Origin of the sequence: Companilactobacillus keshanensis, from assembly GCF_003946205.1 — a bacterium.
GTDB classification, from domain to species: domain Bacteria; phylum Bacillota; class Bacilli; order Lactobacillales; family Lactobacillaceae; genus Companilactobacillus; species Companilactobacillus keshanensis.
The window spans coordinates 1-11,611 of the sequence record NZ_RHOS01000006.1 but is presented as its reverse complement, the minus strand read 5'-3'; the positions used below and the strand labels follow the sequence as shown (position 1 = coordinate 11,611).

The 11,611-nt window shown below is 35.9% G+C and carries 11 protein-coding genes; 7 read left to right on the top strand and 4 right to left on the bottom strand.

The features are described from left to right. Positions 1-66: 66 nt before the first annotated feature. Complete coding sequence (ccpA, locus tag EKM64_RS04730) at positions 67-1,068, top strand: catabolite control protein A (protein ID WP_125676121.1); 1,002 nt, start codon at positions 67-69, stop codon at positions 1,066-1,068. A 25-nt stretch (positions 1,069-1,093) separates the two neighbouring features. On the opposite strand, the gene EKM64_RS04725 is transcribed toward ccpA, so the two are convergent. The 4 genes from EKM64_RS04725 to EKM64_RS04710 form a co-directional block, all read right to left on the bottom strand. After that, complete coding sequence (locus tag EKM64_RS04725; protein WP_125676119.1) at positions 1,094-1,393, bottom strand: hypothetical protein; 300 nt, start codon at positions 1,391-1,393, stop codon at positions 1,094-1,096. A 95-nt stretch (positions 1,394-1,488) separates the two neighbouring features. Next, the gene (locus EKM64_RS04720) at positions 1,489-4,188 is read right to left on the bottom strand and encodes a transglycosylase domain-containing protein (protein ID WP_125676117.1); all 2,700 of its coding nucleotides are present in this window, start codon (positions 4,186-4,188) and stop codon (positions 1,489-1,491) included. A 123-nt stretch (positions 4,189-4,311) separates the two neighbouring features. Continuing rightward, on the bottom strand, positions 4,312-5,706 hold the full coding sequence (pepV, locus tag EKM64_RS04715; RefSeq protein WP_125676115.1) for a dipeptidase PepV: 1,395 nt from the start codon (positions 5,704-5,706) through the stop codon (positions 4,312-4,314). Between the two features lie 70 nt (positions 5,707-5,776). Further along, positions 5,777-7,198, bottom strand: a complete 1,422-nt coding sequence (locus tag EKM64_RS04710) for a glycerophosphodiester phosphodiesterase (protein ID WP_125676113.1) — start codon at positions 7,196-7,198, stop codon at positions 5,777-5,779. Between the two features lie 71 nt (positions 7,199-7,269). Here EKM64_RS04710 and EKM64_RS04705 point away from each other — a divergent pair, with 71 nt between their 5' ends. From EKM64_RS04705 to EKM64_RS04680, 6 genes are read left to right on the top strand one after another with little or no spacing between them, the layout of a single operon-like run. Beyond that, complete coding sequence (locus EKM64_RS04705) at positions 7,270-7,596, top strand: hypothetical protein (RefSeq protein WP_125676111.1); 327 nt, start codon at positions 7,270-7,272, stop codon at positions 7,594-7,596. An 8-nt stretch (positions 7,597-7,604) separates the two neighbouring features. Then, the gene (locus tag EKM64_RS04700) at positions 7,605-8,216 is read left to right on the top strand and encodes a metallophosphoesterase (RefSeq protein ID WP_125676109.1); all 612 of its coding nucleotides are present in this window, start codon (positions 7,605-7,607) and stop codon (positions 8,214-8,216) included. A gap of 4 nt (positions 8,217-8,220) precedes the next feature. Continuing rightward, positions 8,221-9,597, top strand: coding sequence for a bifunctional metallophosphatase/5'-nucleotidase (locus tag EKM64_RS04695; protein ID WP_125676107.1), 1,377 nt, complete (start codon positions 8,221-8,223; stop codon positions 9,595-9,597). Positions 9,598-9,608: 11 nt separating this feature from the next. Further along, entirely contained in the window at positions 9,609-10,139 is a 531-nt protein-coding gene (locus EKM64_RS04690) for a YutD family protein (protein WP_225420956.1), read from the top strand. Next, entirely contained in the window at positions 10,139-10,915 is a 777-nt protein-coding gene (locus EKM64_RS04685) for a TIGR01457 family HAD-type hydrolase (RefSeq protein ID WP_125676350.1), read from the top strand. Before EKM64_RS04690 ends, EKM64_RS04685 begins: the two co-directional genes overlap by 1 nt. Further along, positions 10,908-11,507 (top strand): TIGR01906 family membrane protein, encoded by a 600-nt coding sequence (locus EKM64_RS04680; RefSeq protein ID WP_125676105.1) that lies wholly within the window; start codon positions 10,908-10,910, stop codon positions 11,505-11,507. The genes EKM64_RS04685 and EKM64_RS04680 overlap by 8 nt, the downstream gene beginning before the upstream one ends. Positions 11,508-11,611 lie beyond the last annotated feature (104 nt).

Genomic DNA, 11,611 nt, shown 5'->3' with positions numbered 1-11,611 from the left:
CAACTAGGCTTATTTTCTGATAAATTAAAGTTATCTAAATGAAAATTTGAGAGAGTGAATATAAAAATGGAAAAAAAAGTAGTAACAATATACGATGTGGCTGAGGCAGCTAACGTTTCTATGGCAACCATTTCTCGAGTTGTTAATGGAAATGCAAACGTTAAGGAAGAAACACGTAAACGAGTTTTGGAAGTCATTGATCGTTTAAACTATCGTCCTAATGCGGTTGCTCGTGGTTTGGCAAGTAAGAAGAGTACTACTATCGGGGTTATCCTGCCTGATATTACGGATCTTTATTACGCATCCCTTGCCAAAGGAATTGATGATGTTGCCTCAATGTACAAATACAATATTATCCTTACAAGTATCCAAGAATCAGTTGGTGATGAAGAGCAGATCTTAAATAACTTACTTTCAAAGCAAGTTGATGGTTTGATTTACATGGGCAAACAACTATCAAAGAAGTTGAAGCGTACTTTGTCAAACTCAAAGACGCCAATCGTTTTGGCAGGTTCTGTTGATAAGAATAATGAGGCCGCTAGTGTAAATATAGACTTCACTGATGCTGTATGCAGTGTAGTTAATCAATTAGTCCAAAATGGACATAAGAAAATTGCTTTTGTCGGTGGAAGTCTTGAAAACCCAATCGACGGCAAGTTTAGACTTGATGGTTATAAACGTGCCTTGAAGAAAGCTCATATTAATTTCTCATCTAACTTGGTCTTTGAAGCTGAATATTCAGTCCGTGCCGGAGAAGCTATGTGGGATGCTGTTAAGAACAGTGGTGCAACAGCTGCTTACGTTACAGAAGATCTTCTTGCTTCTGGATTATTGAACTCAGCCGTTAAAGGCGGCGTTAAGATCCCTGATGACTTTGAGATCATCACAAGTAATGACACGATTCTTTGTGAAGTAACACGTCCTAAGATGAGTTCAATTGAGGAACCACTTTATGATATTGGTGCTGTTGCTATGCGTCTTTTAACTAAAATGATGAATCAAGAACAAATTGATGAAAATACTATCAAGTTACCTTATAGTATTGTAAAACGTGAATCAACAAGATAAAAGTAAAAAAAATAGACCGAAAGGTCTATTTTTTTTGTTTAACATTTTCTTTATGAAAATCCCAGATGATAACAATAATATAGCCAAAAGTGATCAGTGTAAGACCACCAGTTACCACAGCATTCAATTCATAAGGTAGGTCAACGAATCCAGTTAAAATTGAATATAAAGTATTAATTAGGACGACAAATGACAGTATCAATGGCTTATCGAGGATTTTAAGATTATTTTTAATTTTGTAAAGCGTAATACCGATCATAAAGGCAATCAGTATGATTGCCACAAGATAAAGGGTGTTCTGCAAGAATTCTGGACTGAAATACATAAAAAAACTCCTTTGTTAATAACTCTATAATTCTATCATTGTTCAAGGGTTAAAGAAATGGACCATCGAAATTAATCGATGGTCCATTTTAATATTTATTCAGCTGATGGATCAACTATTCCGGTACCAGTCCCAGTGGTTCCTGTAGAACCGCCGGTGCTAGATTCGTCAGTAATGTTAGTTGTTCCACTACCAGTTCCAGATCCGGAACCAGACCCACTACCGGTACCAGTTTCAGAGGTACCATTACTTGTAGTAGAGTTCGTAGTTCTTGAATTTCCAGTTGAAGTAGAAGTACTTGTTGTAACATCAGAAGAATCATTGTTATTAGTGCTATTGCTAAATCCAGATGTCCGTCCGCTACCATTTTCAGAAGCAAGCTCATCAGATGACTTAGAAGTTTCTCCGACTTGTTTAACAACCCCATAACCGTTGCTCTTACCAAAGTAGTTATCCCAGAAGAGTTTATAGTTCTTACTCTTTCCGCCGATAGCAAAGTCAGAATGCGACATATCACTAGGTTTACCTTTGTAGTAAAGAGAAGTAGTCATATGCTGGTTGACCTTAGCAGTCATACCGTTATATTCAACGGTTCCCGGTAAGGTACCAGTTTCTTTATCAACCTTGTATGAAACAACCCCTTCAGGTTTAGTGAATTTCTTATGAATATTCATGACACCAGGGTCTTCTTTGTAAATAGCATTAGCCATATTGGCCCATTGTTCTTGGTTAATATCAGTGGAATTACTTGCTAAGTTGTAGTTATTTCCATAGAAGTTATCATAACCGATCCAAGATGCCAAGGTGATACCGTCAGTACTACCAATAAACCAATTATCGCGATAATCATTAGAAGTACCTGTTTTACCAAAGAGGTTCTTAGTACTGAAGTTTGATTCATATGAAAGAGCAGAGGCAGTACCTTTAGTAACAACACCATGCAACATGTTTTTAATAATGTAGGAAGTCTGTTTAGTGAAGACACGTTTCTTTGAACCTTTATGTTTATAAATAGTCTTACCAGATGGTTCAGTTACGTCTTTAACAACATAAGGATCAACGTGGACACCTTTATTAGCAAAAGTAGAGAAGGCACTAGCTTGTTGAAGGACAGTGACCCCCTTATCTAAACCACCAAGTGTGACACCAAGTTGAGCATATTCATGATTAGTTAGATCAATACCCATTTTTGACATGTAAGATTTAGAACTGACACCCTTATTACGGATATAGTCATATAAATTAACCGCTGGAATATTATATGATTCTTCTAGTGCTTCACGAGCTGATAGGAATTTATTTTGAATAGTTTCTCCATAGTCAGTAGGTGAGTAGCCCTTATACTTAGTCTTAAAGTCGGCTAGCATTGATTGTGAACCAATTAATCCATTTTCGACCGCTGGTCCATAGGTGATCAGAGGTTTGATAGATGATCCTGGTGATCTTCGCGTATCAAATGCATGGTTCAGTTGTGATTTCTTGAAGTTTACACCACCGACGAATGACAATACTTCACCAGTTTTATTATCTAAAAGAACAGAACCGTTTTGAACTGGTTCTGAAATCTTGATCGATTTACCAGTGTTAGGATCTTTGGCATTGTCTGTGTGAGTAGTACCAAGATTTGCTTTATATTGTTGAGTTTGTTTATTCATAGCAATGTATAGATCCTTATTGATGGTACTGTGGATCTTATACTTTTTACTATGTAACTCGGTATCGGCTTGAGTGTAATACTTTGTATACAAGCCCTTGTCTTTTTTGACAGTATCGTATTTTAAACCATCATTTTTAACTAAACGTTTGATCAAAATGGTTCTAGCTTGTTCAGTCAAAGTATTATAAAGATAGCCATACTTAATAGTCTTAGAACTTAATTTACTTGGTTTTTGGAAGTCATCCTTTAAATCAAACTTTTGTGCTTCTTTGTATTGAGCTTGATTGATATTATTATCACGATACATTCTGTAAAGGACGATATTCTTACGTTTCAGACCCAAACTATAATCATCCTTCAATTTACCCTTCGTATCGTAAGGTGTATAAATTGAGGGACTTTGAGGTAAACCAGCGATAAAAGCTGATTCAGCCAAGTTTAAATTCTTTGCACTTTTACCGAAAAGTCCTTGAGCAGCAGCTTGAACGCCTTGAATATTTTGACCTTTATTATTACGTCCAAAGGTGGCGGCATTCAAATAGTCCTCAAGAATTTCGTCTTTAGTGAAGTACTTGTCGACACGCATAGCCAAGAAAATTTCGACAGCTTTACGTTTCCAAGTTGTCTCAGAAGAAAGTAACTGCATCTTAACAGTTTGCTGTGTCAAAGTTGATCCACCAGTTTGTGCACCGATACCAGTAATATCAGAAATAATTGCACGTACGATAGATTTAGGGACGACACCATTATGATGATAAAAATCACTATCTTCAGTGGAAACGATTGCCTCTTTTAGATAAGGTGACATCTCGGAAAGACTGATACTTTTACCAGTGAGGTCTCTTTGAAGATTTTCAACTTTTTCACCGTTAGCAAAATAGAGTGTGGCAGAATTATTAACATCTTGTAATTGAGATTTCATTTCATGCTTAGTGGGTACTTGAACTTGACTAGTTAGTGCCGAAACATAACCAACACCAAGTCCGAATCCGAGTCCCATTAAAATTAGTATGCCGGCTAAGGAATAGAGGATAATTCGTCGAATAACCTCTATCGTTAGATTGGCTCTTGTAGCAAAGTCAGACCAGCTTTTGATGCTCTTAAAGCTTTGGACGATGCTATTCCATAAATTTTTCACTTTTAAATAAGCCCCTTTAAAAAGTTACATATGCTTAATTATATAATAAAAATCTTTCATAAGTACAAAAACAAAAAAAGTTCTATGGCAAAAGGCTCTCCATAGAACTTTTAAGGATAAAAATTATTTAATTAAACGGTAGATAGCATCGGCAAAAATTGCAGTAGCCTTTTGAAGTTTAGCTAGGTCGATGTATTCGTTTGGTTGATGCATAACGTTCTCATCATTAGGGAACATGGCACCAAAAGCGACACCCTTTTTAAGGATACGTCCGTATGTACCACCACCAACTGTATAGGCAGGACTGTCATCACCAGTGTGATCTTTGTAAGCACCAAGTAGTGTTTGAACCAATGGATCATCAGCTGGAACGAAGTGAGGCAACTGATTGTGACCCTTAATAGTTGCGGTAACGCGTTTAGGTAAGTTTTGATTGATCTTATCAGTTAGACTTTGACCATCATCACCCTTTGGATAACGAATATTTAATAAGATAGAAGCATTATTATCATCAAATTTGAAAATATTAGGAGAAAGTGTTAATTCGCCCATAACTTCGTGAGTATTAGCAATTCCTAAAGCCTTACCTGCGAAATCTAAGTGAAGATCTTTAGCAATAAAATCGAAGTAAGGTCTTTGACGATCATTCAAGTTTAATTTAGTAAGGAATGTTGCTAGATAAGTTGCAGCGTTGATACCAACAGCGGGTTGCATAGCATGTGCACCTTTACCAATGACGTGAATTGTTGCTTCATCGTCAGTTAGGTCGATTGAACCCTTAACTTCAGGATGACCAGTTAAGAATTGTTCAAATAGATCTTTTAGTTCATCTGATTTAATTTCGTTGAGGTCGACCACAGCATCGGCATTTTGAGGAACCATGTTTGCTACGATACCACTCTCAAACTTTTTAACTAATCCGTCTGAGGGATTAGGGAACTGAACATCAAATGAAACGATTCCTTTTTCACCATTGATAGCAGGAAATTGAGCATCTGGTGAAAAACCAATTTCTGGCATTGTTTCAGACTTCATGTAGTGATTGATACCAGTCCAATCATTTTCCTCATCAGTACCCAAGATAAGTTGAACTTTTTTACTTACAGGTAAGTTTAATTCTTTGATAACCTTTAGGGCGTAATAAGCACCCAACCCAGGTCCTTTATCATCACTAGCACCACGTGCATAAAGTTTTCCATCTTTGATAACAGGTTTAAATGGATCTGTTTCCCAACCCGGACCTTCAGGAACAACATCAACGTGGGCAAGGATACCAACTGTTTCACCTTCACCGTATTCAATGCGTCCAGCTAAGTTATCAACGTTCTTTGTTTCAAAACCGTCTCTTTTAGCAAAGCTTAAAAATGTTTTAAGTGCTTTTGCGGGTCCAGGACCTAGTGGATATTCCTCAGTTTTATGTTCAACATCTCTTTGACTGTTGATACTTACCAATTCTGATAAATCATTTAGCATCTCGTCAGAACGATGTGCAATTTCTTTTTCCCAATCTATAGCCATGTTTTTAAAAAGCCTCCCTATGGAAATATTCTTTTAATTCTACCAAATGATTAAGTAGATGGCGAATTTATTAAATTTGATTGATCGAGTTATTGTCGTTTTTTATTGGAAAAATCAAATTCAAACTATTGAAGTCACGTATTAATTTAGCACGTTTTAGTTGTTGATCAGTACTTGGTCTAAGATATAAATTGTTTTCCAATAAGTCAAGGTTCTTAAATCTCTGACCAACTGGTAGATCATAATAGCTTTCTTTACTATCGTTTCCAAGATAGTTGTCAGGATTTAATTGGATCAAGACATCCTTGGCATTGATCCAGCCGTCTGGAAGCTTAAGCCACACTTGTGTACCAAGCTTTTGAACAGTTAAGATGTGTTCTGGTTGATTAAACTCTAGACGATTGACGATACTGTTTTTCCTTCGAGGATCACGATACAAATAATTATTTTGCTCTTGGCCTCTAAAGATAGCCTTAGCGCCAAAGTAAGGGCGCAATTCACGTAGAGCAGAGTCAGAATTGAATCCTTCAGCATTAGCAAATGAATTCTCACCCAATTGAACGTACTCATTGCCATGGAACTTGATGATCTTAGTGATGTGGAATCCATCTAGGGGATGTACTTCATGTTTAGTTTTGACTAAACGATATGGATTCTCATAGATAGGTTCATCCTTTGTTCCCAAGTAAAAGACGTTTTGATCGAGGACCTCACTTTGAGATTGATTCTTTAATTCCCGATATTCATTACCAGTAGCAGGATAATTAGTAACGACTCCATCAATCGGCATATTGACTAAAGTATTCCATTTACTAGGAGACTCGTTCATTTCGTCCCAAACATAAACGGACTTGTTCATTGCGTGTAAAGCGTTGATAATGTCAGGTGTAACGATATTTGAGGACAGATTGACACCAGTTACATATTGTAAGACATCAAAATTAACTCTTTTAGTTGTCCCAGCAATGAATATCCTAGGGATGTCAGGCATTAGCTCGGCTTCATTTTGCAAGCTCTTAGTTGAAAATGAATGAAACATTACCCGATGCTGCATACCGTACTTGTCAATTGAAGCTTTTAAAAGTTCCTCCATATTTTGAGGATTACCTTTTTTAGTTTTTTTAGTTTCGATCAAGAACTTAGCCTTAGGATTGTCTTTATAATGTGCAAAGACTTGGTCAAGACTGTGGACAGGCTCACCATTTTCCTGATTCAATTGACTTAGAGTTGAAAAGTTTTGCTGAGATACGACCATTGATGTACCTGTGATACGTTCCAAGTTTCGATCATGAGAAACAACTAGAACGTTATCTTTAGATACATGTAAGTCCAGTTCTACATAATCGGCTCCTTCAGAAAAGGCCGTGTTGAAACTTTCAAAAGTCTCTTCAGGTGCTTTGATTGGATCACCCCGATGTCCAATGACATCAAAGCCACTCATTAAAAAGAAAACCGAAAGTGACATAAAAAGGATTATTTTTTTTGAGACCATAATTAACTCCCTAGCTTTTTAGATATTATATACTAAATATGTAGTAATAATTTGTGAGGTATTAAAGATAAATGAATAATGAAAAGCAAACGCTTGATATAATTGAGCAGATAACCAGAAACGATGGAACTAAGTATTACGAGTTAGCCAACATTTTGATGAATGGTAGAGCAGAGAAGGCCGCCGAGTTAGGAATGATCAAAGAAGTTAGAATATTAAAATTAAACATTCCCCACTCTTCGGCGGTAGCAATATACGAAGACTACGTAAATGATAACTATACCGTACCTCCGATGAACCTTAAAGAATGGGTCGAGTATGACAAGCCAGAAGGTAAAGTACGTGATGCGTTTAATGACATTCTAAAGGCAAATAAAATTATTTTAAAGGAAGAGTGAGTATAACAATGAATTATTTTATATCAGATACTCATTTTTATCATTATCAATTATTAGAACCAAATGATTTTGCACCAAGACACTTTGACAATGTGGAAATGATGAATCAAGCAATGATCGATGCTTGGAATCAACGAGTACATGAAACTGATACAGTTTATCACTTGGGTGATATCTCAATGAGGCCACAGGACTATCCAACTGATGAAGAGACATTTGACATCTTGAAACAGTTAAAAGGACATATGGTACTGATCAAGGGAAATCATGATTATCGCTCACTGTTCAAATATTTAGATAAACATAATCAGATTATGGATGACGGACTTCCTAAGTTTAAATTTGAAGATGTTGGTGCACTATTAAAATTTGACCATAACCAATTTTACTGTACTCACTATCCAATGTTTTTGGGGAAAGTCGACCAAATCATTAATCTTCACGGTCATATTCATCATTATAGTATGCCAACGGCCGAGAATATAAACGTTGGTGTTGATGCTCCGGAACGTGATTATCTATCAGAAGATTTGCCATGGGGATCACCTTTACGTGGTGAAGAGATAATTGAAATGTATGAAAAAAAGAAACAGGATTTAGCAAGATTACAAAGAAAGTAGGAATATGATGGAGACAATTAAGATTATCCATACTAACGATCTACATTCTCATTTTGAAAATTTTCCTAAAGTTAAACATTTCATTGAAGATAAAAGAAATAACAATTCGGCCGACGAGTTCTATTTATTCGATATTGGAGATGCGATGGATCGAGCACATCCACTAACAGACGCAACCAATGGACAGGCTAATATTGAGTGGCTGAACAGTTTGAATTACGATGGTGCTACGATCGGGAATAATGAAGGACTGGGGAATAGTCATTCTGAATTGAGTCATCTATATGACAAAGCCAATTTTCCAGTTATTTTGGGTAATCTTTTTGAAAAGGGTACCGGAGAACTAGCCAATTTTGCTAAACCATACAAGATAATAGAAACTAAAAAACATACTAAAATTGGTGTGATAGGCTTAACCGCACCCTATATTTTGACATATCCATTATTGAATTGGGATATTCATTTGATTCAAGAGACTCTGCCTAAGTTGATCCAAGAGTTAAATGATCAAAAATGTGATGTCATAATTTTATTGTCGCATTTAGGAGTTTCTATGGATCGTCGAATAGCCGGAAAATATCCACAGATAGATGTCGTTATTGGATCACATACTCATCATTTGTTCGAAAAAGGTGAAATGGATAATGGGGTTTTACTAGCAGCGGCTGGTAAATATGGACAAAATATCGGTGAAATCAATTTAACTTTAAATGATGATAAGGCGATAATTCAAAAAAACGCTGTGACTACAAGAACTAGCTCATTAACAGAGTTACCTGAAGATAATAATTGGATCGCGCAAAAACTCCATCAAGGTGAAACATTATTAGATGAAGAAAAAGTAGCAAAAATACCTCGGACCATGAGTCGAGATATTACTAAGCCTGATCCGGTAATTGAAGAGGGACTAACTGCCATCAAAGAATATGTCAATGCTGATGTTGCAATTCTTAGTTCTGGACTATTTTTGCAGAGTTTACATAAAGGTATAGTCACTAAAAATGATTTGCACAAAATGTTGCCACATGCGATCCATGTCATGAGAACTAAAATGAGTGGAGAAAATGTCTGGCGTTTGGTTATGGAAATGGAAAAGAATCGAGCCTTTCTCCGCAACCATCCACAAAAAGGAATGGGATTTCGAGGAAAGACCTTTGGTGAACTAGTTTATCGTGGAATTAGTATCGATGATAAGAAAAATGTCTACATTAATGGAGAAGCATTACATAAGAAGAAAGAGTATACTTTAGCATTATTGGATCATTATTTATTTGTACCGTATTTTCCTTCTATAGAAATAACCGGTAATAATGATATTTTGTATCCTAAATTTTTAAGAAGTGTATTTGGAGAATACTTAAGTAAAAAATATCCGATTTAAGAGGTGATCCTTTGCAGGAAATAGATGATAATACTGCATCTAAGCAGGCAAAAGTAACAATTTTGACGGATGAGATTATTACCATCAATAAGAAAAAGTACCGTTTAGTTGAAAATCATGAAAATGGTTTTGATGAAGAGAAAATTGAAGAACGTTTCAATACGGTACTAGATAAATTTGATTATGTTGTTGGTGACTGGGGATATGATCAACTGAGATTTAAAGGATTTTATGATGATCAACGCCCAGAAAGTGGGATCGACAATAAAATTTCTCATCTAGAAGATTATTTGATAGAGTATTGCAATTTTGGATGTTCATATTTTGTTTTGGAGAAGGAGAATAAATCTCCATTTAAGAAGCATAATAGTAAGAAACCTAGCCGTAGGCCTAGGAAGAAACGTCCAACAAATGCTGCTCCACATCATAATCACAATAGTAATAATACTAATAAAAACCCCCATCCTAATGCCAGTAATAAGCGTAAACGGGCTTCTACAAGTAAATTTAAAATCAGAAAAATAGGTGAGAATAGTAAATGATGGATTATCAAACATATCTAATTGATTTAGACGGTACGATGTATCGTGGCAAGGATAAGATTCCTGAAGCTAAGATCTTCATTGATCGTCTAAACGAAAAGCATTTAGACTATTACTTTTTAACTAATAATACGACGAAGACTCCACAACAAGTGGCCGACAATTTGATGAATAATCACCAGATAACAGCCAATGCTAAACATATTGTGACACCTTCTTTAGCTACAGCCGACTATGTTAAAAACATGTTTGACGATGATTTATCTAATCATTCAGCATATGTTATTGGTGAGTATGGTCTTAAAAGTGCTGTCTTTGGTACTGGTATCAAGTTGAACGAAGTCACTCCAGATGTCGTTATCGTTGGTTTGGATTATGACGTTACATATCATAAATTTGAAATGGCGACCTTGGCAGTCAAACGTGGAGCTTTCTTTATTGGAACCAATGCAGATACTAATTTACCTAATGAGCGTGGCTTAGTTCCTGGTGCAGGTTCAGTTATTTCTCTAGTTGAGACATCGACACAACAAAAAGCTAAGTATATCGGTAAGCCGGAACGGGACATTGTTGACTTCGCAGTTGCAGAAAAAGGATTTGATCCTAAAACAGCTGTAATAGTCGGAGACAACTATAATACTGACATAAAATGTGGATTAAATGCTGATATCGACACACTCTTAGTCTATACAGGAGTTAGCACACATGCTGATATTGATAAAGAGATCAAGAAACCAACTCATCAAGTAGAAAGTCTGGATCAATGGGATGTCTAATGGCCAAAAGGATACAATTTACACAATTGTATTAGCTTTTTTCATATTCACATTTGCAATAACAGTGACAATTTTTGCCAGCTATCCGTTGTTTATGTTTGCCATCAAACATTACTATTTGGAACAGGCAGTAAATCTAAGCTTTGGTAAAATCATGCACAATTATAGTCAAATGATGAATTATTTGATCAATCCTTTCAGCGGTAAGTTTCATTTAAGTGATTTTCAATCGTCAGTAGCCGGGCGAACTCACTTCGCAGATACTAAGAATCTCTTTATGTTAAACTTTTGCGTTTTGATTGTTTCAGGAATCTATCTTTGGTTCCAACGCCAAAAGCGGGCGTACTTTAATCAAGTTTTTAAATATATTGCTATTGGTGGAATAATTCTAGCAATATTAATGGCAGTCAATTTTGATGGATTCTTTGTTGTCTTTCACGAAGTCCTATTCAGGAATAGTGACTGGCTGTTTGATCCGAATAAGGACCCAGTCATTAATATTTTGCCAGAAGAGTTTTTCACGCAGTGTTTTGTTTTGTTCTTTATTTTATTTGAAGGACTAAATTTTTGGAAATATAAATCGAAGAAATAAAAAAAGGACTTTGCAGTTTACTTAATCTGCAATGAACCCCAGTAATTGGAGTTGATTATGAAATTTTACGTCTAATCACTTAAATGTGATTAGGCGTTTTTTGA

Excerpts from the sequence above, each read along its gene's own strand:
- EKM64_RS04700 (WP_125676109.1), top strand. The coding sequence starts at position 7,605 with ATGAATTATTTTATATCAGATACTCATTTTTATCATTATCAATTATTA.
- pepV (WP_125676115.1), bottom strand. The coding sequence starts at position 5,706 with ATGGCTATAGATTGGGAAAAAGAAATTGCACATCGTTCTGACGAGATG.
- EKM64_RS04705 (WP_125676111.1), top strand. The coding sequence starts at position 7,270 with ATGAATAATGAAAAGCAAACGCTTGATATAATTGAGCAGATAACCAGA.
- EKM64_RS04685 (WP_125676350.1), top strand. The coding sequence starts at position 10,139 with ATGGATTATCAAACATATCTAATTGATTTAGACGGTACGATGTATCGT.
- EKM64_RS04710 (WP_125676113.1), bottom strand. The coding sequence starts at position 7,198 with ATGGTCTCAAAAAAAATAATCCTTTTTATGTCACTTTCGGTTTTCTTT.
- EKM64_RS04680 (WP_125676105.1), top strand. The coding sequence starts at position 10,908 with ATGTCTAATGGCCAAAAGGATACAATTTACACAATTGTATTAGCTTTT.
- EKM64_RS04695 (WP_125676107.1), top strand. The coding sequence starts at position 8,221 with ATGATGGAGACAATTAAGATTATCCATACTAACGATCTACATTCTCAT.
- ccpA (WP_125676121.1), top strand. The coding sequence starts at position 67 with ATGGAAAAAAAAGTAGTAACAATATACGATGTGGCTGAGGCAGCTAAC.
- EKM64_RS04725 (WP_125676119.1), bottom strand. The coding sequence starts at position 1,393 with ATGTATTTCAGTCCAGAATTCTTGCAGAACACCCTTTATCTTGTGGCA.